Origin of the sequence: Mesorhizobium sp. M1006, from assembly GCF_040318825.1 — a bacterium.
Classification (GTDB): domain Bacteria; phylum Pseudomonadota; class Alphaproteobacteria; order Rhizobiales; family Rhizobiaceae; genus Mesorhizobium.
Window position 1 is genome coordinate 1 of sequence record NZ_JAMYMZ010000077.1, and the last position, 18,779, is coordinate 18,779.

Here is an 18,779-nt window from a genome sequence, read left to right on the forward strand (position 1 = left end):
AAGGGGGCTGCAGAGCACCCCGAGGGGGGGGGCGCCGGCCCGCGCGCCCGTCGGTGCCGTGCCGGCGGGGGTGGTGCGCCCACCCCCCCCGATTCTCCCAGGCGCGGCGTGCCGCTTGACCGCGGCCGGCAATCTCGCGCCAGGCGAAAAGGATATGGTCCGGCACCTCGAACGGCGCGAAGGCCCAGCCGATGTTTTCGCGCGTCGCGGCGATCTCCGCATCGCCCAGCGGCGCGCCATGCGTCTTTTCCGAACCACCCAGATTTGGGGCGCCCTTGCCGATCACCGTGCGGCAGGCGATCAGAGACGGCTGGTCCGATTGCTGCGCCGCTTCGATTGCCGCCGCAACGGCTTCCGTGTCGTGGCCGTTCACCGACTGGACATGCCATCCAGCGGCTTTGAACCGCGCCGGCTGGTCCATCGATGTCGACAGGGAAGTGGGCCCGTCGATCGAGATCGCATTGTCGTCCCAAAAGACGATCAGCCGGGAGAGCTTCAGGTGACCGGCAAGATCGATCGCCTCGTGGCTGATGCCTTCCTGCAGGCAGCCGTCGCCGGCGATTGCATAGGTGAAATGGTCGACGAGATCGGCGCCGTGGCGGGCCGCCAGCATGCGCTCCGCCAGCGCCATGCCGACAGCAGTTGAAATGCCTTGTCCAAGCGGGCCGGTCGTCGTCTCGATGCCAAGCGCATGGCCATATTCCGGATGTCCGGCGGTGCGGCTGCCCAGCTGGCGAAACCGCTGCAATTCTTCGATAGGCATGTCTTCAAAGCCTAGCAGGTAATGCAGCGCATACTGCAGCATCGAGCCGTGCCCGGCTGAGAGCACGAAGCGGTCACGATCGGGCCAGTTGGAGGCCGACGGATCGATGTTGATGAAGCGGCTGAACAGCACCGTCGCGACATCGGCCATGCCCATCGGCATACCCGGATGACCGGAATTGGCCTTTTGGACGCTGTCCATCGCCAGTGCGCGAATGGCGTTGGCCATGTCGCGCTCCGAGACGGCGGCGACGGGCTTCAATGCTGCTGCCTGGCTGTTCATGGCGTCCTCCTCACGACACACGGTTCTTGCGTTCGATCAATTGCAGGATGAGCGGCGTCAGGATCAGCTGCATGGCAAGGTCGAGCTTGTTGCCGGGCACCACTATGGAATTCGGCCGCGACATGAACGAGTCGTGGATCATCGAAAGCAGGTAGGGGAAATCGATGCCGCGGGGATTGGCGAAGCGGATAACCAGCATCGATTCGTCGGGCGTCGGAATCCAGCGCGCGATGAATGGATTGGACGTGTCGACGATCGGCACGCGCTGGAAGTTGATGGCGGTCTGCGAAAACTGCGGGACGATGTAGCGGACATAGTCCGGCATACGACGCAGGATCACGTCCATCACTGCCTCGGTGGAATAGCCGCGCGTTGCGCGGTCGCGATGGATCTTCTGGATCCATTCGAGATTTATGACCGGCACCACGCCGATCTTGAGATCCGCGTGCCTGGCCAGGTTGATCTTGTCGGTGACGACGCAGCCATGCAGGCCCTCGTAGAAGAGCAGGTCGCTCGGCGGAAATTCGCGCCATTCGGTGAAATGTCCCGGCGGCGTGCCGTACTGCTTCTCCTCATCCTCATCATGGATGTATGTGCGGGTCTTTCCGGTTCCCCGGCGGCCATATTCCTCGAATACCTCTTCGAGGATTGCCAGTTCATTGGCCTCGGCGTGGAAGTGGGTGAAGTTCGGATTGCCCGCCCTTTCCTCCTCGGCCACCTTCGCCTTCATCGTGGCGCGGTCGTAGCGATGGAAAGCATCGCCTTCGATGAAGGCGGCCCCGATGTTCTCGCGCCGGAAGATCAGCTCGAAGATGCGCTTGACAGAGGTAGTGCCTGCGCCCGACGACCCGGTGATGGTAATGATGGGGTGCTTTGCCGACATGGTCTTCAGGCCCTGAAAAGGCCGCGGCGGCTGAACAGCGGCGCGCGCTCGCCGATGGCACTCGGCTCGGTGTGGTAGCGGGTGATGCGCGCGACTTCCCGCGCCGATCCGAAAACCATGGGCACGCGCTGGTGCAGGCTCTCGGGTTCGATTTCGAGGATGCGGGTGATCGTGTCGGTGGCCGCACCGCCCGCCTGTTCGACGAGATAGGCGATCGGGTTTGCCTCATAGACGAGGCGAAGTCGCCCCTGCCTGTAGCCCTTGCGCTTGTCGCCTGGATACAGGAATACGCCGCCGCGCATCAATATGCGGTAGCAGTCCGCAACCAGAGAGGCGATCCAGCGCATGTTGAAGTCCTTCTCACGTGGGCCTTCGGTGCCTTCAAGACAGTCATCGATGTAGAGCCGCACCGCCTCGTCCCAATGCCGGTAGTTGGCGGCGTTGATGGCGAACTCCTGGGTTCGCTGCGGGATGATCCGGCTCTCATAGGCCTGGACGAAGGTGCCGAGCCTGGTCGAGAGAACGAAGACATGGGTGCCGCTGCCGAGCGACAGAACCAGCGCCAGCTGCGGCCCGTAGATGAAGAAACCGGCGCCCAGCTGGCTCACGCCCGCCTGCAAAAACGAGGCGGCCGGATTCCCATCCGGCGCACCAATTGCAGGGAGAAGCGAGAAGACCGTTCCGATCGACACGTTGGTGTCGATGTTGGATGAGCCGTCGAGCGGGTCGATGGCGATGGCAAGAGCCGCTTGCCTGTCGAGCAGCACCGGCTGCTCCAGTTCCTCGGAAGCGTAGAGCGCGACCGGAGCGTGGCGCATGGCGTCGAGGAAGATGTCATCGGCGAAGACATCGAGATCCTTCTGGATGTCGCCGTCAGCATTGGCGCCGCGGGTTCCCGCAAAGGCGGTGCCGAGCACCCCTTGATTGATGGTGTTGCGGATTGTGGTGGCCGCCTGCGTCAGCTGACGGATGGTCGCTACGACCGCGGAGCGCAGTTCGTCCGGCTCGCCAAGATAGGAGTTCAGAAAAGCGTCGAGTGTTGCCGCTGGCATCGTAACCTCCCCATCCAGCCGCCTCTCCTCGGGTCGGCCGGATTGGGAAAGGAGAACAAACGACGCTGGATAAGTAAAATTCAATAACTTTACTCAGGCAGTAAAAAAATTTTAGTATGCCGTATGAGAAACCTCACGCTCAAGCAGTTCAAGACCGTTCAGGCAATCATCAGCCACGGAAAAATCGTCAGCGCGGCCAAGGTGTTAGGGCTGTCTCCTCCAGCGGTGACGATCCAGTTGCGGCAAGTGGAGGAGGAGTTCCAACTGGCCTTGTTCGACCGGACGTCGGACGGCATGCGTCCCACTGCCGCAGGTCTGGCCTTCGTCGAGACCGCACAGGCCATCGAGGAGCGGCTTCGTCTGCTCCAAGACAAGATGGATGCGATCAAGGGCGTGCGCGCCGGCAGCTTGCGGCTCGGCGTCGTTTCCACGGCCAAATATTTCGCGCCGCGGCTGATGGCCGCCTTCATGAAGGAACATCCCGATATCGACATGCGCCTTGCCATCGGCAACCGCGCCGAGACGATCCACAATCTGAAGAACCACGATATCGATATCGCGCTGATGGGACGCCCGGCCAAGGAAGTCCCGGTGCGTGCTTCGGTCTTCGGCGATCATCCGCTGGTCATCATCGCACCGCCCGACCACCCGCTGGCGTCGGCACGCGACATTTCCAAGGAGCGGATCGCCGAGGAGCATTTCCTCATTCGCGAGCCCGGCTCCGGAACGCGCATCTCACTGGAAATATTCCTGAGCGACGTGCCCGGCCGCATCGACGATCTCGGCGTCGAGATGGACTCGAACGAGACCATCAAGCAGGCGGTGATGGCCGGGCTCGGCATCGCCTTCATCTCTGCCCACACCATCGCTGCCGAAACCGAAGCCGGCCGGCTGGTTATCCTCGACGTTGTCGGCATGCCGATCCGCCGGCAATGGTTTTCGGTGATGCGCAGCGATCACGCGATCTCGCCGGCGATGGCGACCTTCCACGATTTTCTGATGCGCAAGGGCGCGATGTACCTGCCACTTTTCGGCAAGCTTTATCCGCACGAGGAACTGAACAGTAGAGGTCGCGCGAGTTAGCCTAGTTCAACAAGTTTCGGTCGTAGTAGGGACGTGGCGTGCAAATACAGGAGAACGGCGGTGGCGCTGAGCGGCAGCTTCGACTCGACTAACCCCTAAGGCTCGAATCATTTAGGATGGAAGTCCGAATGGAGCGACGCAACCGCTTGTCCGTATGGCTTAGCTGCGCCATGAGCGGTCGCTAAAGCGATCAAGGCCGAGCGGCCGGAGTCGACCCCTAAGCCGACCGTCGGAAGGCGGGCTGCAAGGTCCGCATCCGGCTGGTCAGCGGGCATCGCCCGAAATGGCTGCCTTTGGAGAGCTGTCTCGGACGAGGGACGGCTTTGCACCTCTTCCGGCACATGGTTCGGCAACCGTTGCTGTTCGTGTGTCAAGTTCCTCCGTCGAGTCCTCGTGGATGTCATCAGCGGCGGCTTGATCCTGCATACGGCAGGCTGGTCAATCCGACTTGCCGAGAGCTTTCAGGATGAATCGGATCTGCTCGCGCAGGCCCGCTTCGGTGTCTTCGCCGTATTGGACGCAGTGCTCGATCAGGATCGGATGGAGGAACGGCGTGAACGCGGTGTGGACGGCACGCGCCGCCGTAGCGGAATCGTCGACATTGAATTCGCCCGATTCGATGCCCTCGCGGATAATGACCCCTAAGGTAATTACCACGTGCTCGATATGCGCCTTGATGGTCGCCCAGTTCTCCTGCATGGCGGCGACAATCAGGTCGTGCATGCGCCTTTCCTTGACCAGCGTCATCTTCTTGTGATGGTGAACTGCGGTCAGTAGCTGACCCAATTTCTCCCCGGCCGACGCGTTCGTGCGCGCGATTGCGAGGGCGATGTCAGCTACCTCGTTCAAAGCTTTCCCGCAGATGGATTCGTTGATTGCGTCCCTTGAGGGGAAGAAGCGGTAGATGTTTGCCGTGCTCATGCTGAGTTCGGAGGCGATGTCGGCCACCGACGTTTTGTTGTAGCCGATGCGGCGAAAGTGCCCCTCCGCCACCTCCAGGATGCGCGCGCGCACCTCGTCGGGATCAGTTCGCATTCGGAGCGGACGATTCATGGATGTCTCCAGGACTGATGAAACGGATCTGCCGGGCTCGCCCTGGGCGATCATCTGTAAGCGGCAAGATCGTCCGGCTGGCCCTGCATATGTTCAGGCAAAACCGGCGGGCGAGAACTTGAACCGTCTTTTCCGACAACAGTGCCCTATTCGGCAGCCATCGCTGTTTGCAATTCCGGTTCCTCGGTCGAAGCCTCATGGGCCACATCTGCGGTCGGCTTGATCCGGAACCACGCGGCATAGAGAGCGGGAAGGAAGAGCAGGATCAGCACCGTGCCGGCCGCCGTGCCGCCGATCAGCGTATAGGCCATCGATCCCCAGAACACGGAGTGCGTAAGGGGGATGAAAGCCAGCACGGCGGCAAGCGCCGTCAGGATCACCGGCCTCGTGCGTTGCACGGTGGCCTCAATGACGGCGTGATAGTCGTCAAGGCCGGCAGCACGGTTCTCCTTGATTTGTTCGGTCAGGATCAGGGTGTTGCGCATCAGGATGCCGGCCAGCCCTATCAGGCCCAGAATAGCGTTGAACCCGAAGGGCTGGTTGAAGGTGAGCAACATCGGCACGACGCCGACGAGCCCAAGCGGTGCGGTCAGCACGACCATGGCCATCGTCGAGAAGGATCGTACCTGCAGCATGATGACGATCAGCATGGCGGCGATCATGGCCGGGAAGATCTTGCCCAAAGCAGTGTTGGCCTTCTCAGCCTCCTCGATCGATCCCCCCATTTCAATGTTATAGCCGGCCGGAAGGGACGCGATCAGCGGCTGAAGGGCTTTCATGATCTGCTTTGAGACCTCCGGAGGCTGAGTCGCTTCGTTGATATCCGACCGGATCGTGACGACGGGCGTCCGGTCGCGGCGCTTCAGGATCGGCTCTTCAAGACGGATCTCCGAATGACCGATCTGGTCGAGCGGAATCTGGCGGCCGTCCCGGCTCATCAGCGAGAAATCCGCCAGACGCGCCGGATCCAGCCGCTCAGCCCCAGCGCTGCGCGCCACGATGGGGACATTGCGAATGTCCTCGCGGACCTGCGTGACAGGGATGCCGGTGAGGAGGAACTGGAGCTGCTGGCCTACTTCCGCCGGCGAGAGGCCGATGAGGTTCAGTCGATCCTGGTCAGGGATGAAGCGCAGTACGGGCGTGCGGTTGCCCCAGTCGCGGTTGGCCTGCCGCACGTCCGGGACGCCGCGCATGATATCGAGGGCCTTCTCGGAAATGCTATAGAGTTGCGCGGGATCAGGCCCCGTGACCCGGAACTCGACAGGGAACGGCGTATAGGGTCCGAACACAAGCTGGGTGACGCGGACATCGGCTTCCGGCGCGAGCCCCTGCGATACCGCCTCCCGGAGCCGGTGCTTCAGCGCCTCGCGCGCCTCCGCGTCCGGTGTCAGCACGACGATCTTGGCAAAGGCAGGATCAGGCAGTTCCGGTGCCATCGCGAAGAAGAAGCGCGGAGCACCCTGACCGACGTAGCTCGTCACGATCTTGGCTTCGGGCTGGCCGTCCAGCCAGTGCTCCAGCTTCTCCACTGTGGCGGTCGTCGTCTCGATGCTGGTGCCTTCCGGCAGACGAACCTCGACCAGCACTTCGGGGCGATCGGATGTCGGGAAGAACTGCTGTTTCAGGCTGCCCATGCCGACAACCGAAAGTGCGAAGACGATGCCGACGACACCGCAGGTTACGAACTTGTGGCGCACGGCAAAGATGATGAGCCGGCGAAGGCGCCGATAGTTCGGTGTGTCGTATATGGCGTGAACGCCGCCTTCGACCGGTTTGATCGCGGGCAGCATCTTGACGCCAAGGTAGGGCGTGAAGACCACGGCGACGATCCAGGAGACGATGAGAGCGAACCCTACGACCCAGAAGATATTGCCGGCGTACTCGCCGGCCGTCGAGCGTGCGAAGCCCACGGGCAGGAACCCAGCTATCGTCACGAGCGTTCCCGACAGCATCGGCGCCGCGGTATGGCTCCAGGCATAGGCCGCCGCCTTGATGCGATCCATGCCCTCTTCCATCTTCACCACCATCACCTCGATGGCGATGATGGCGTCGTCCACGAGAAGACCGAGCGCCAGGATGAGGGCGCCGAGCGTGATGCGATCGAAGAACCGGCCGGTCTCCAGCATGATGAGGAACACGGCGGCAAGCGTCAGCGGGACGGCGGCCGCCACGACGATGCCGACGCGCCAGCCCATGCTGAGCAGGCTGATCAGCAGCACGACACCGAGCGCCATCGCGAACTTCAACATGAACTCGTCGACCGCCGAGGTGATGTTGACGGCCTGGTCGGACACCTTGTCGAGCGTTATCCCAAGCGGCAATGTTCGTGCGATGGCCGCCGTCCGGTCCTCCAGCGCCTTGCCGAGCGCGCGACCGTCCCAACCCTCCTGCATAACGGCCGCGAGCATGATGGTGGGCTCGCCCTGGCGTCGGATGAGATAGGTGGGAGGGTCCTCGTAGCCGCGGCGGACCTCGGCAACGTCGGAAAGCTTCAGCGTCCGCCCCCCGGCAACGATCGGCGTGTCGGCGATAGCCTGGACACTGTCATAAGCGCCGTTGAGCCTGATGAAGACCTGCGGCCCCTGAGTATCGATCGAGCCCGCCGGTGTGACGGTGTTCTGCCGCTGCAATGCGACGATGATATCCTGTGCCGACACGCCCAGCGTTGCCAGCTTGGCATAGGAGAACTCGACGAATATCTGTTCGGGGCGCTCACCGAGGATGTTGATCTTCTTGACGCCGGGCACGTGCAGGAGGTCCTGTCGAATTGCCTCGGCCTGCCTGGCCAGCTCACGCATCGGCATGCCTCTGGCCTTCAGCGCATAAAGGGCGAAGCTCACATCCGAATATTCGTCGTTGACGAAGGGGCCGTAGACGCCGGGCGGCAGGTTGCGGGCTTCATCCCCCAGCTTCTTGCGGGCCTGGTAAAACTCTTCCTGCACGACGGATGGCGGCGTGCTGTCCTTCAGCGTGACCGTCATAAAGGCGTAGCCCGGCCGCGTGGTGGTCTCGACCCGATCGTACCAGGTGAGCTCCTGAAGCCGCTTCTCCAACGGCTCGGCGACAAGGTCCTGCATCTCGCGGGCCGTCGCGCCCGGCCATGCCGTCGTGACCGTCAGGGTCTTAATGGTGAAGTTGGGATCCTCCGCCCGCCCGAGCATAAGGAACGCGTAGGCGCCAGCCGCCACGAGCAGGAGGATGAAGAACAGGGTGACGGCCCGTTCGCGAACGGCGATCGCTGAAAAATTGAGGTTCATCGTCAGTTGCTCCCGCTTTCGGAAGCAGACCTGACGCGAGCGCCCTCCTGCAGAAGATGAGCGCCGAGCGAAACGACCGGATCTCCCATGTTCAGCCCGGAGACCACGGCGCTTTCGCTTGTCACACGAACAAGGCCGACAGGTCGGAAGTGTACGGTCGAGGTGGCGCGATCCAGGGCCCAAACGCCTGTCTTGCCGCCATCATCGAGCACGGCTCCGAGCGGCACCTGGACTTCCGGCTGGCTCGCCTGGCTTGTGATCCGGATAGTCACGGTCGCGCCAAGCGGTGCTGCCGCGGCCTCCCCGTCGAGCACATAGCGGGCCTCATAGGTACGGGTCTGGGGATCGGCGGCATCCGACAACTGCCGCAGATGCGCCGTATGGCGCCCATCGGCTGCATAAACGGCGGCCTCGGCCACAGAGCCGATCGCCGGCCGGATCGTTTCGGGAAGCGCGACCACCGCTTCACGAGGGCCGGCCTGGGCGATCCGAACCACTGTCTGACCGGCGGAGACGACCTGTCCCGGCTCGCCGATGGTTTCGACCACAGTTCCATCCGCGTCCGCCACCAGGACGGAATAGGCCGCTTCGTTTTCCGCGACTTTCGCTTCCGCTTCGGCGGCGGCGAGTTGTGCGGTCGCGGTGTCCAACGCGGCCTTCGCCTGCTCGTAGCGCTGCGGAGTTGCTGCCAATTCCTTCTTGACCAGAACGGCATAGCGCTTTTCGTCCGCGCTCGCCTGAACCAGCACAGCGCGTGCCGCGGCGACCGCATTGCGCTTGGCGGTGAGCGCGAGAGCCAGATCGGTGTCGTCGATCCGCAGAAGCGGTTGGCCCGCCTTGACCCGTTCACCGACGTTCACCAGGCGCTCGATGATCTTGCCGGGTACGCGAAAACCAAGATTGCTCTGCACCCGCGCGGCAATCGTGCCCGTGAAACCGCGTTCGGATCCAGCCACCGGCGCCGCCGTCACCAATCTGACGATCGGCGCTTCCTGCCTCGGATCCGCCACTGCGGTTGCCTGCGTGCGAATGGGCAGCGTGACGAATGCGGCCACCCCTAACCCCGCTGCCAGGACGCTGCCCAGCCCAATGACAAGTCGCTTTGTCATGCCCATCGCCTCATGCCGAAATAGATTGCGTTCATTCTCTATGCTGTGTCCTGCGTCGACCGGCAGCGGCCGGCTGCGACCTGCGCGGCGAGTCAGTCCGGTAGCGCGTCGGCGCGCGGATGCTTGTCGGTCCCAGTCGCGACTGTCACCTCCTCGCCGGACCTCGAGAACGCGTAGAGAGAGCCCCGGTAGCCCGGCATGGAGAAGGCAACGGAGTCGCGGTCGGCGAGGCCCATGACGACGCGCAGCGGATCGCCTCCGCCCTTGGGCGCGAAGGTGGCGGTGACCTCCAGGAGGTCGCCGTCGATTGGGACGTAATAGACCACCATGTCGAGGCGTCCGTTGTGCAGGCTGCCGGCTTCGATTGGGCGTCCGACGGTGGCTTCCTCGGCAAACGCTGGGGTCGCCAGAAACAGCGCGGTCAGGAGCGAAGCGCTCAGGATCTTGCGGATCATTTCGTGTCTCCTTTTTTAGATTGCATTCGCCATCTATATAGCAGATAGATTACGAATGCAATCTAAAAAAAGAGATCGACGATGCGTGTGAGTCGCATACAGGCCGCGGAAAACCGCGAAACCGCAATCAACGTGGCAAGCCGCCTTTTGCGGGAGCGTGGCTTTGACGGCATCGGCCTCAAGGATCTGATGAAGGGTGCCGGGCTGACCCAAGGCGCCTTTTACAAGCATCGCATCAAAGGAGGACTTGGTGGCACAGGCGTCCAAGCGGGCGATGGAGAGTGCCAACCACCGATGGTCGGCCGCGACCGCGGCAAAATCCGAGGATCCGCTTGGCGCGGTGATCGCGTTCTGCCGTCCGGTGAAACCTTAGTGGTTTTCTGTCCGCTGGTCGGATCCGTGGCGCTGTCGGGAAGACCACCGAGCAGGACGCCCGCCAGCACAACGCGGGTCTCGTTTTCATGCCCATCTCAGTGCGGCCAAGAGCGGAGCGGTCGGGGTTCTGCGGATCAACTCTCATCTTCTCTTGATAGATTGCGTTCGCCCTCTATATAAGATATAGATTACGAACACACGCTAAAAGGGAGATTACCGATGCGCGTAAGTCGCATTCAGGCTGCGGAAAACCGTGAAACCGTTATCAATGTGGCAAGCCGCCTTTTTCGGGAGCGCGGTTTTGATGGCATCGGCCTTAAGGATCTGATGAAGGGTGCCGGGCTGACCCAAGGCGCTTTTTACAAGCAGTTCGCGTCAAAGGAGGACCTGGCGGCGCAGGCGTCCAAACGGGCAATGGAGAGCGCCACCCAACGATGGTCGGCCGCGACTACGGCAAAACCTGAGGATCCGCTTGGCGCGGTGATCGCGTTCTACCTCAGCATGGACCATCGCGAAGAAAGGATGGACGGCTGCCCGATCGTGGCGCTCGGTTCGGATGCCGCCAGACAGGGCGTGGACGTGAGAGCGTCGTTCGAAGCCGGGATCAGGGAATATCTTGAGATGTTTGGTAGTTGGGTTGGCGAGGCCGACGGCGAGCGGCCCGGCGACAAGGCCATGGCCATTCTCTCGACAATGGTCGGTGCGGTGCTCCTTTCGCGCGTCGTCAACGACCCCGACCTCGCGCAGGCATTTCTGGATGCGGCGACAGAACAGGTTCGCGAAGCAGCCGGCGCTTGAATGGCGTGCGCAGCGCTGGCGGCGCACCCAAATCGATAGGAAAATAGATGCGACGGATTGTTGTCACAGGCATGGGAGCGGTTACGCCCCTTGCTGCCGATGTTGAAGCGTCCTGGTCGCGTCTCCTGGCCGGCCGCTCAGGCATCCGGAGGCTTGCGGATGATGTGGTACGCGACCTGCCGGCGAAGGTCGGCGGGGTGGTGCCCTCCACAGAAGAAGATCCGGACGCTGGTTTCGATCCGGAAGCCATCCTTCCGCCGAAGGATCAGCGCAAGGTAGACCGGTTCATTCTCTTTGCGCTGGCCGCGGCACGAGAAGCGCTCGCCCAAGCAAGATGGGCCCCCGTCTCGGAAGCGGATCGCTTGCGCACCGCCACGATCATCGCCTCGGGCGTCGGCGGGTTCCCGGCCATAACCGAGGCGGTGCGCACGGTCGACCGGCGCGGCGTCCGCCGTCTATCACCTTTTACGGTGCCGTCCTTCCTGGTGAACCTCGCGGCAGGCCACGTCTCGATCCGCTATGGCTTCAAAGGTCCGCTCGGTGCACCCGTGACGGCGTGCGCGGCCGGCATTCAGGCGATCGGCGATGCGGCTCGCCTAATCCGCGCCAACGAGGCCGATATTGCCGTGTGCGGCGGGACGGAAGCATGCATGAATCTTGTCAGCCTCGGTGGGTTTGCGGCGGCACGCTCTCTTTCGACGTCCTTTAATCACCGTCCTGATGAGGCCTCCCGACCGTTCGACAAGTCGCGGGACGGCTTCGTCATGGGCGAAGGAGCCGGCATGCTGGTCATCGAGGAATTGAGCCACGCGCTGGCGCGCGGCGCAAGACCGCTGGCCGAGCTTGTCGGCTACGGCACGACGGCGGATGCTCATCACGTCACCTCCGGTCCCGAGGACGGCGACGGTGCGCGCCGGGCCATGGAGATCGCAATCGCCCAAGCAGGGATTTCGCCCCGCGAGGTTCGTCATCTCAACGCCCATGCGACCTCCACGCCGGTGGGCGACCTGGGTGAGATCGAAGCGATCAAGAGCGTGTTCGGGCGCGATTTCGCGATAGCTGTCAGTGCAACGAAATCGGCGACCGGACACCTGCTCGGAGCCGCCGGCGGGCTTGGAGCAATCTTCGCAATCCTGGCGCTCAGGGATCAGATCGCACCGCCGACCCTCAATCTGAGCGCTCCCGATCCGGCCGGCGACGGGATCGACTTCGTCGCAAACCGGGCTCGGCCGATGGCGATGGGCTATGCAATCTCCAATGGCTTCGGCTTCGGAGGCGTTAATGCCAGCGCGCTGTTCCGGCGCTGGACGGATGATCTGGGCGGCGCGAGTACCGGAGGCGCTCATGATTGACGCCTTTCGCTCCGAGCTTTCGCGCTTCTCCCACGCCAATCCAAAACGAAGAAAGAAGTGACCTCCATGAACAAGACCAATCTAGGCGTCGCCCTGGTGACGGGGGCATCCAGCGGTATCGGGCACACAACGGCCAAAGCCCTGCAGAACGCGGGCTTTCGCGTGTTCGGAACCAGCCGTCGCGCGGTCGTCGACCGATCCGATGGCGTTACCATGCTGGCCTGTGACGTGACCGATGACACGTCGGTGGCGAAACTTGTCAAGGACGTGCTGGCCGAGACCGGGCGCATCGACCTGCTTGTCAATAATGCCGGCGTTGGCCTGCTTGGTGGCGCGGAGGAGTCCTCGATGGCCCAGGCCAAGTCGTTGTTTGACGTGAACGTCTTTGGCGTTATGCGAGTAACCAAAGCGGTGTTGCCGACAATGCGCCGCCAAGGCAAGGGCAGAATCGTCAATTTGAGCTCGGTGCAGGGGTTCATTCCAGCTCCCTATTTCGCGCTTTATTCGTCGACCAAGCATGCCGTTGAGGGCTACTCCGAATCGCTCGACCACGAACTGCGTCCTTTCGGAATTCGCGTCGTGTTGGTGGAGCCCGCCTATACCCGCACCTCATTTGAAGAAAATCTCGCCAGGCCGGATCAGTTGCTCGATATCTATGACTCTGCGCGCGCCGGCATGAATGCAGCTGTGCGGAAAGCGATGGAAAAAGGCGATGCGCCGGAAGTGGTGGCCAGGACCGTTTTGGCGGCTGCGACCGATCCCGCTCCGAAGGGGCGCTATGCGGCTGGAAAAATGGCGCGCCAGGTCAGTTTCCTGCGCCGTTTCGTCCCCGCATCCGCATTCGACAAAAGCCTGCGAAAGCAACTCGGGCTCTCGGTTTGATGACATCGACGAACACCCGTGAAGATCGGAATCATCGACGCTGGAAACGTCGGCACCACATTGGCGCGGCGCAACCTGACGCGATTGCTCTGGAGAACGCCCTGCGGTCGTTGGCGTTAGATTAGCGCCATGTTATGTTGCGGCGCGAAAGAGCGGGGGCCACGTCCTTTCACACCCGTAAGCGATCTGTATGTGCGACCCCTGCAGACTGGTCGGAATCACGGAAACCTCCCGGGCATGGGGTTCGGGATCGATGGGGACAAGGGGTAATGCTTTACACGCTCATTATGATGGTCTGCCTGACGGATGTGCCGCAGACCTGTGAACAACGCGAACAGATGGTGGACGGCCTGGCGATGAATCCCGGGACCGCCTTCATGCAGGCGCAACCGCTGGTAGCCCAGTGGATCGAGACGCATCCCGGTTATTTCGTTCAGCGCTGGCGCGTGCTGCCCGGCCGTGGATCGTGATATCCGCCGCGAAGATCGAATGAGGTTCTATTTCTTCGCGGCGAGCGTTTCCGAGACGGCCTTGGACAATTGATAAAGCCGCTGCTCGATTATCGTCGGCACTTCACAGACGTAGGTCAGTGATTGGACGCGTTCATTGAAAATTCGCGTTGCGAATGTCAGCTGTTCGGTTCGCCGATCGATCTCTTCGGGATCTGCATCCGGCTTTGCCCGCAATGCATCGACCTCGGACGCTTCCTTGCGCAACGCGGCGGCCATTTCGAGCTGCTTGTGGGCGTAGCGGGAAATACCGGAGATCACCTGCGAACGCTCGGCGTCCAGGTGGTCGAACATGCCTTGCACCATCATCGCCATTTTGGGTGCACGTTGCTCGGCCGGCAAGGAGGCCGCGAAATCCCTGATCTTCTTTTGAGCTTCCGCAATCGGCATCCGGCGAGCCGACACTTCCTCGATCAGGGCGGAGATGGTGGGGTCCTTCGACCAGTCCTTCGCGGCTGAAGGAAGGTCCGGTCCGCTCCAGATCTGGCCGAGCGAGAGTTGCGGCACCTTGCGCTGCATGCAGGGCCAGTCCGGATCGGGGTTGGCTGCCATGGCGTTGACGCCTGGCGCAAGCATGGCGACCAGAGCCAGACTGCGAACATGGATCATTCGCGCCATCAGGCATTTCCTCCCGTGTCCTGTTTGCGGGTCATCAGGCCGCGCGAAGGGTCGTAGGCGATGATGGCGGCGGCAAGGAACAGCAGCGTGCAGCCGGCAACGACGCCCAGCGACAGCCAGTCAACCTGGCCGTAGAAGGCGAAGCGGATCAGTTCGACGGCGTAAGTAAATGGATTGGCGAGGCAGATTTTGTAGAGCAGGGGGCTAGCCTCCTGGATACGCCACAAGGGATAGAGTGCCGGAGAAGCGAAATAGCCGGGAAAGATGACGAAGTTCATGATGCCAGCGAAGTTTTCGAGCTGCTTGATCATTGAGGACAGAAGCATGCCGAGCGCACACAGCATCATGCCTGACAGGAACAGCGCCGGCAGCACGGTGAGATAGCCAAGCGGCGGCGCCTTCACGCCCCAGAACCAGGCAACGATCAGGAACGCGTAAACCTGCGCGATTGACACGGCGACACCGGCGAGCATCTTCGAGATCAGTAAAAACCATCGCGGGAAGGGGCTGACCAGCAGGGTGCGCATGTTGCCCATTTCGCGATCATAGACCATCGACAGCGAAGACTGCATGCCCGAAAACAGCAGAATCATGCCGCACAGGCCCGGCGTGATGTAGACCTCGTAGAGCACGTAGGTCTTGTAGGGCGGGATGATCGATACGCCGAGCACCTGCCGGAATCCGGCGGCAAAAATGAACAACCAGACGAGCGGCCGAACCAGCGAGGATATAAAGCGCTCGCGCTGATGCAGGAAGCGCAGACACTCCCGCACGACGATCCCTTTGAGGCAAACGAGGTAGTGGTGGAGCCCAAACTGTTCGAATTTCACCGGCGTGAGGGGTGCGATTTTTGCGGGCATTGCGGGAGCGCTCATGGCGACATCTCCGCGATGCCGCTTGTCTCGATGCGGTTGAGCCTGGAAAAGGCGTCGCGGATCGAACTGGCACCGCTCGTCGCAACGACATCGGCCACCTTACCCTTGGCAACCAGGTCGCCCTGCCGCAGCACGACGACATAGTCGCCGTCTTCGACCTCATCGATCAGATGCGTCGCCCACAGCACACCGATGCCCTCGGTTTCGACGAGTTTGCGGATGGTGGCCAGAATGCCCGCACGCGACTGGATGTCGAGACCGACCGTCGCCTCGTCGAGCAGCAGCAGGGAAGGGCGGTGGAGCAGCGCCCGCGCGATCTCGATGCGCCGCATTTGGCCGCCGGAAAGACTGCGTGCCTTGTCATGCTGACGGCCCTGCATGTTGACTGTCTCGAGCAGCGCGGCAATGCGCTGCCGGGCTTGGTGGCCGCCAATGCCATGCAGCGAGGCGTGGTAGGAGAGGTTCTGGTGGACGCTGAGGTCGAGGTCGAGCGTGCGTGCCTGGAATACGATGCCGACACGCCTGAGCGCTTCGCCCGAAGCGCGGCTGACATCATGGCCGAAGATGCGAATCGATCCGCGGCGGGTGCCGTAAAGATGGCTGATCAGTGAGAACAAAGTTGTCTTGCCGGCCCCATTGAGGCCGAGCAGAACGGTGAAAGTTCCCGGCGCGATCGAGAATGAGACGTCCTGGAGCGCTCGCTTCGGACCATAGGAATGGCTGACGCCGGCAACATCGAGCGCTGCCACCTCCTCTCCAGCTCCGCTTGTCCTCACATGCTGCATGCCGCTGGCTCCTTCGGGGCGCGCTGGTCATCTAGTGCACTTGCAACATCCCCGCGGCAAATATTCATCACGTCGGTCTCCCTGATCATTGCCGCGGTTTAGTGGGGCGATATGGCCACGCCCCAAGGCTGCTGGCCCACCGTAACCGATTGAACCGGCTCGTCCGTCGCCGTGTCGATGAAGGTGATGTCGTTGGAATTGCCGTTGGTGGTGATCAGCGTCTTCTGATCGGGGGTGAAGTCGAGATGCCAGACGCGCTGGCCGACCAGGATGTATTTTTCCACCTCGTAGGTTTCGGTGTTGATGACGGCGACGTGGTTCGCTGGGCCGAGCGCGACATAGGCTTTCTTGCCGTCCGCGCTGATTGCGATGCCGACCGGCTGGATGGTTTCGGGCCGCAGTCCCGCAATCGCGAACTGGATCTTCTTCACCACCTCGCGTTTGAGACTGTCGATGACGCTGACGGTGCCGCCGATTTCCGCACTGACCCAGATCTGGGATCCGTCGGGCTTGAATTGCGCAAAGCGCGGACGCGTGTCGACCAGGACGTTGTCGGTCACCTCATGGCTGTCGGTGTCGATGAAATGCGCCATGCTGGTGGTTTCGGAGGTGTTGACCATGGTTTTGCCATCGGGACTGACGGCCATGCCTTCAGGCTCCACCCCGACGGGAATCTCGGTCATGACCTGCTTGCTCTCGACGTTGATCGCGGTGACGAGATTGTCGTCCTCGTTGGCGACGTAGAGCGTCTTGCCGTCGGGCGAAAGCACGAACAGTTCGGGATCGGGGCCTGATGGCAGCGTGCCAACGATCTGCAGCGTCGCGGTATCGATGATTTCGATCGTATTGTCATCGCTGGCGCACAAATAGATGAACTTGCCGTCATGCGAGATGGTGATACCGCGCGGCCTCTGGCCGACTTCGACGGTCTTCACCACTTGCATCGTCGCCGTGTCGACGACCGTTATCGTATTGTCTTTCTCGTTGGAGACATACACGGTGTAAGCCCACGCCGGATTGGCCATGAAGCCGAGAATGGCGAGTGCGCAAGCTCGTCTCTGCACGAAAATTCCTCCCGATTGGTTCTACTTAAGGACGCATTTCGTTTCCGGCTGATCGACGCCGAGCGTATCGAGCTCGGAGATCTGGTGGAGATAACCCTCCTGTGGCGATGTCGAGACCACGGATTTGGTGTCGCCGAGCAGGATTGGCTGGCGAAGCTGATGGTTCCACTTGCGGAAGGTCAGCTTCTGTCCCTTGAAGGCGGCGACCGAGAAATCGTCCGAGCGGATGTAGTCGCTGATCTTCTTCGGATCGTCGCCATTGGTCCGTGTGCCGGCTTCGCCCACCGCCCGCACCGCCGTCCAGGCCGACATATCCTTGGACAGCATTCGCCGGCCGGTCGTCCTCAGGAAACGGCTTTGCATTTGAATGCCACCCCATTGCTCGCTCGCGGGATGCCAGGACGATGCGACAAGACCGGCCGTGCCAGCGACCAGCCGCGGTGTCCAGGTGCGGAAGGGCACATAGGTTCCGAACACCTCGCTCTCATCGGCGACAAGCACCACGTCATGCTCCGGCAGATCCTGCGTGAACACGGAAATCTGCTGCTGTATCTGCGTGGCGCCGGTGTCGGTGCGGCGCGCCGTGCCAGTGTCTTTGAACTCCTTCTCGGCGACGATCTGACCGCCGAAGCGAGCCGCCGCGCGGCGCAACGCGGCCGCATAGAGATGATCCCGCTCGTGCGAACCATAGAGCAGCACCCAATTCGGCCATTTCTTTACCACGAGATACTGCGCCAGCGCGTCAGCCAGCATGCTTCGTGTCGGCGCCACATGGAAAATGTTTATGCGGCAGTCTTCCTCGCGCAGGCTGTCGTCAGTGGCACCGACATTGAAGACCAGAACGCCCTTGTCGCGGGCGATGTCGGCGATCGACAGCAATTGCCTGGCCGAGAGGTCAGCGACAACATAGCGGTCACCTTTGGCAATCAGATCGTTGAACGCCTGAACCGCGTCGGCGTCCGGCTTGACCTCGGCTATGTCGAGGCTGAATTTCTGGCTGAGGAATTTTCCTGTCGTGTTGTTGTCGCCGATCGCCACATTGGCGCCGGCGACACCTTCGTCGCGTGGCGGCAGGTCCAGCAGGGAAAGCGCCAGTTGCGGCGCGTAGGCCCGCAAATAACCTATTCTGATTTCGGTTATCTTTCTTTCCGGCCTGTCGGCTGCGACCGGTTGCTTGCCCGTCACTTCCTGGGCCATCACGCCTGTAACGTTGGCGGTCTGGAAAAAAAAGCACAAAAAGGCCGCGAGAGTGCCTGGCAGCGCGCTCGTCATCGATAAAACTGCCCATTCTTGCACTAAAGTCCGATTGTTCCCGGACCAGCGCGAATTCAAGGTGCCCACAATGAGCTTAGCGGACGCCACAAGATTTATCAAAGCCCTGCAAGTGGACTTACGTGTCTGCTTTAGTCCTATTCCTTTTCGCGGGGATACGGCGATGAATGAGCGTATTGCGGTCTCATCCGCAGCAATCGCGGAATGAGAAACTCTATGGGTCGTCATGGGAGGATTGCCTGATGAAAACGCGCGCCGCTGTCGCCGTTGCCGCCGGAAAGCCGCTGCAGATCATGGAGGTCGACCTCGAAG

At 61.9% G+C, this 18,779-nt stretch carries 17 protein-coding genes and 1 pseudogene; 6 read left to right on the plus strand and 12 right to left on the minus strand.

The window, feature by feature from the left end; translation table 11 throughout:
* The 3 genes from NKH60_RS32890 to NKH60_RS32900 all read right to left on the minus strand — a co-directional run.
* On the minus strand, nucleotides 1–1,045 hold a 1,045-nt coding region (locus NKH60_RS32890; RefSeq protein ID WP_352874806.1), incomplete at its 3' end, for a thiamine pyrophosphate-binding protein.
* A 10-nt stretch (nucleotides 1,046–1,055) separates the two neighbouring features.
* A complete protein-coding gene (locus NKH60_RS32895; protein ID WP_352541883.1) occupies nucleotides 1,056–1,928 on the minus strand; it encodes a phosphoribulokinase in 873 nt (290 codons plus the stop codon).
* A 5-nt stretch (nucleotides 1,929–1,933) separates the two neighbouring features.
* On the minus strand, nucleotides 1,934–2,980 hold the full coding sequence (locus NKH60_RS32900) for a class 1 fructose-bisphosphatase (protein WP_352874808.1): 1,047 nt from the start codon (nucleotides 2,978–2,980) through the stop codon (nucleotides 1,934–1,936).
* 123 nt (nucleotides 2,981–3,103) lie between these two features.
* Here NKH60_RS32900 and NKH60_RS32905 point away from each other — a divergent pair, with 123 nt between their 5' ends.
* The gene (locus NKH60_RS32905) at nucleotides 3,104–4,063 is read left to right on the plus strand and encodes a LysR family transcriptional regulator (RefSeq protein ID WP_352874810.1); all 960 of its coding nucleotides are present in this window, start codon (nucleotides 3,104–3,106) and stop codon (nucleotides 4,061–4,063) included.
* 438 nt (nucleotides 4,064–4,501) lie between these two features.
* Here NKH60_RS32905 and NKH60_RS32910 read toward each other — a convergent pair whose 3' ends face one another.
* The 4 genes from NKH60_RS32910 to NKH60_RS32925 all read right to left on the minus strand — a co-directional run bounded on the left by NKH60_RS32910 (nucleotide 4,502) and on the right by NKH60_RS32925 (nucleotide 9,937).
* Complete coding sequence (locus tag NKH60_RS32910; RefSeq protein ID WP_352874812.1) at nucleotides 4,502–5,116, minus strand: TetR/AcrR family transcriptional regulator; 615 nt, start codon at nucleotides 5,114–5,116, stop codon at nucleotides 4,502–4,504.
* Nucleotides 5,117–5,262: 146 nt separating this feature from the next.
* Complete coding sequence (locus NKH60_RS32915) at nucleotides 5,263–8,373, minus strand: efflux RND transporter permease subunit (protein WP_352874814.1); 3,111 nt, start codon at nucleotides 8,371–8,373, stop codon at nucleotides 5,263–5,265.
* A gap of 2 nt (nucleotides 8,374–8,375) precedes the next feature.
* On the minus strand, nucleotides 8,376–9,482 hold the full coding sequence (locus NKH60_RS32920; RefSeq protein WP_352874816.1) for an efflux RND transporter periplasmic adaptor subunit: 1,107 nt from the start codon (nucleotides 9,480–9,482) through the stop codon (nucleotides 8,376–8,378).
* A gap of 92 nt (nucleotides 9,483–9,574) precedes the next feature.
* The gene (locus NKH60_RS32925) at nucleotides 9,575–9,937 is read right to left on the minus strand and encodes a hypothetical protein (protein WP_352503292.1); all 363 of its coding nucleotides are present in this window, start codon (nucleotides 9,935–9,937) and stop codon (nucleotides 9,575–9,577) included.
* An 81-nt stretch (nucleotides 9,938–10,018) separates the two neighbouring features.
* On the opposite strand from NKH60_RS32925, the pseudogene NKH60_RS32930 reads away from it, so the two are divergent.
* The 5 genes and pseudogenes from NKH60_RS32930 to NKH60_RS32950 all read left to right on the plus strand — a co-directional run.
* Nucleotides 10,019–10,289, plus strand: a pseudogene (locus NKH60_RS32930) (TetR/AcrR family transcriptional regulator); the annotation flags it as partial.
* Between the two features lie 242 nt (nucleotides 10,290–10,531).
* Complete coding sequence (locus tag NKH60_RS32935; protein ID WP_352874818.1) at nucleotides 10,532–11,110, plus strand: TetR/AcrR family transcriptional regulator; 579 nt, start codon at nucleotides 10,532–10,534, stop codon at nucleotides 11,108–11,110.
* A gap of 47 nt (nucleotides 11,111–11,157) precedes the next feature.
* Nucleotides 11,158–12,462: a beta-ketoacyl-ACP synthase II gene (fabF, locus tag NKH60_RS32940; protein WP_352874820.1), complete on the plus strand. Its 1,305-nt coding sequence runs from the start codon at nucleotides 11,158–11,160 to the stop codon at nucleotides 12,460–12,462.
* A 66-nt stretch (nucleotides 12,463–12,528) separates the two neighbouring features.
* Nucleotides 12,529–13,344, plus strand: coding sequence for an oxidoreductase (locus tag NKH60_RS32945; protein WP_352874822.1), 816 nt, complete (start codon nucleotides 12,529–12,531; stop codon nucleotides 13,342–13,344).
* A gap of 269 nt (nucleotides 13,345–13,613) precedes the next feature.
* Nucleotides 13,614–13,814 (plus strand): hypothetical protein, encoded by a 201-nt coding sequence (locus tag NKH60_RS32950; RefSeq protein WP_352779701.1) that lies wholly within the window; start codon nucleotides 13,614–13,616, stop codon nucleotides 13,812–13,814.
* Nucleotides 13,815–13,841: 27 nt separating this feature from the next.
* Here NKH60_RS32950 and NKH60_RS32955 read toward each other — a convergent pair whose 3' ends face one another.
* The 5 genes from NKH60_RS32955 to NKH60_RS32975 form a co-directional block, all read right to left on the minus strand.
* On the minus strand, nucleotides 13,842–14,471 hold the full coding sequence (locus tag NKH60_RS32955; protein ID WP_352874824.1) for a hypothetical protein: 630 nt from the start codon (nucleotides 14,469–14,471) through the stop codon (nucleotides 13,842–13,844).
* A complete protein-coding gene (locus tag NKH60_RS32960; protein WP_352874830.1) occupies nucleotides 14,471–15,331 on the minus strand; it encodes a lanthanide ABC transporter permease protein PedC in 861 nt (286 codons plus the stop codon). Before NKH60_RS32960 ends, NKH60_RS32955 begins: the two co-directional genes overlap by 1 nt.
* 11 nt (nucleotides 15,332–15,342) lie before the next feature.
* The gene (locus tag NKH60_RS32965; protein WP_352874826.1) at nucleotides 15,343–16,131 is read right to left on the minus strand and encodes a lanthanide ABC transporter ATP-binding protein PedB/LutE; all 789 of its coding nucleotides are present in this window, start codon (nucleotides 16,129–16,131) and stop codon (nucleotides 15,343–15,345) included.
* 98 nt (nucleotides 16,132–16,229) lie between these two features.
* Nucleotides 16,230–17,156 carry a YVTN family beta-propeller repeat protein gene (locus NKH60_RS32970; RefSeq protein WP_352874832.1) on the minus strand — a complete coding sequence of 309 codons (927 nt, stop codon included), beginning with the start codon at nucleotides 17,154–17,156 and terminating at the stop codon, nucleotides 16,230–16,232.
* Nucleotides 17,157–17,216: 60 nt separating this feature from the next.
* Entirely contained in the window at nucleotides 17,217–18,467 is a 1,251-nt protein-coding gene (locus NKH60_RS32975) for a lanthanide ABC transporter ABC transporter substrate-binding protein PedA1 (protein ID WP_352874828.1), read from the minus strand.
* Nucleotides 18,468–18,779 lie beyond the last annotated feature (312 nt).

Coding starts and splice junctions, on each gene's coding strand:
- NKH60_RS32895 (WP_352541883.1), bottom strand. CDS start 1,928: ATGTCGGCAAAGCACCCCATCATTACCATCACCGGGTCGTCGGGCGCA.
- NKH60_RS32900 (WP_352874808.1), bottom strand. CDS start 2,980: ATGCCAGCGGCAACACTCGACGCTTTTCTGAACTCCTATCTTGGCGAG.
- NKH60_RS32905 (WP_352874810.1), top strand. CDS start 3,104: ATGAGAAACCTCACGCTCAAGCAGTTCAAGACCGTTCAGGCAATCATC.
- NKH60_RS32910 (WP_352874812.1), bottom strand. CDS start 5,116: ATGAATCGTCCGCTCCGAATGCGAACTGATCCCGACGAGGTGCGCGCG.
- NKH60_RS32915 (WP_352874814.1), bottom strand. CDS start 8,373: ATGAACCTCAATTTTTCAGCGATCGCCGTTCGCGAACGGGCCGTCACC.
- NKH60_RS32920 (WP_352874816.1), bottom strand. CDS start 9,482: ATGACAAAGCGACTTGTCATTGGGCTGGGCAGCGTCCTGGCAGCGGGG.
- NKH60_RS32925 (WP_352503292.1), bottom strand. CDS start 9,937: ATGATCCGCAAGATCCTGAGCGCTTCGCTCCTGACCGCGCTGTTTCTG.
- NKH60_RS32935 (WP_352874818.1), top strand. CDS start 10,532: ATGCGCGTAAGTCGCATTCAGGCTGCGGAAAACCGTGAAACCGTTATC.
- fabF (WP_352874820.1), top strand. CDS start 11,158: ATGCGACGGATTGTTGTCACAGGCATGGGAGCGGTTACGCCCCTTGCT.
- NKH60_RS32945 (WP_352874822.1), top strand. CDS start 12,529: ATGAACAAGACCAATCTAGGCGTCGCCCTGGTGACGGGGGCATCCAGC.
- NKH60_RS32950 (WP_352779701.1), top strand. CDS start 13,614: ATGCTTTACACGCTCATTATGATGGTCTGCCTGACGGATGTGCCGCAG.
- NKH60_RS32955 (WP_352874824.1), bottom strand. CDS start 14,471: ATGGCGCGAATGATCCATGTTCGCAGTCTGGCTCTGGTCGCCATGCTT.
- NKH60_RS32960 (WP_352874830.1), bottom strand. CDS start 15,331: ATGCCCGCAAAAATCGCACCCCTCACGCCGGTGAAATTCGAACAGTTT.
- NKH60_RS32965 (WP_352874826.1), bottom strand. CDS start 16,131: ATGCAGCATGTGAGGACAAGCGGAGCTGGAGAGGAGGTGGCAGCGCTC.
- NKH60_RS32970 (WP_352874832.1), bottom strand. CDS start 17,156: ATGGCCAATCCGGCGTGGGCTTACACCGTGTATGTCTCCAACGAGAAA.
- NKH60_RS32975 (WP_352874828.1), bottom strand. CDS start 18,467: ATGACGAGCGCGCTGCCAGGCACTCTCGCGGCCTTTTTGTGCTTTTTT.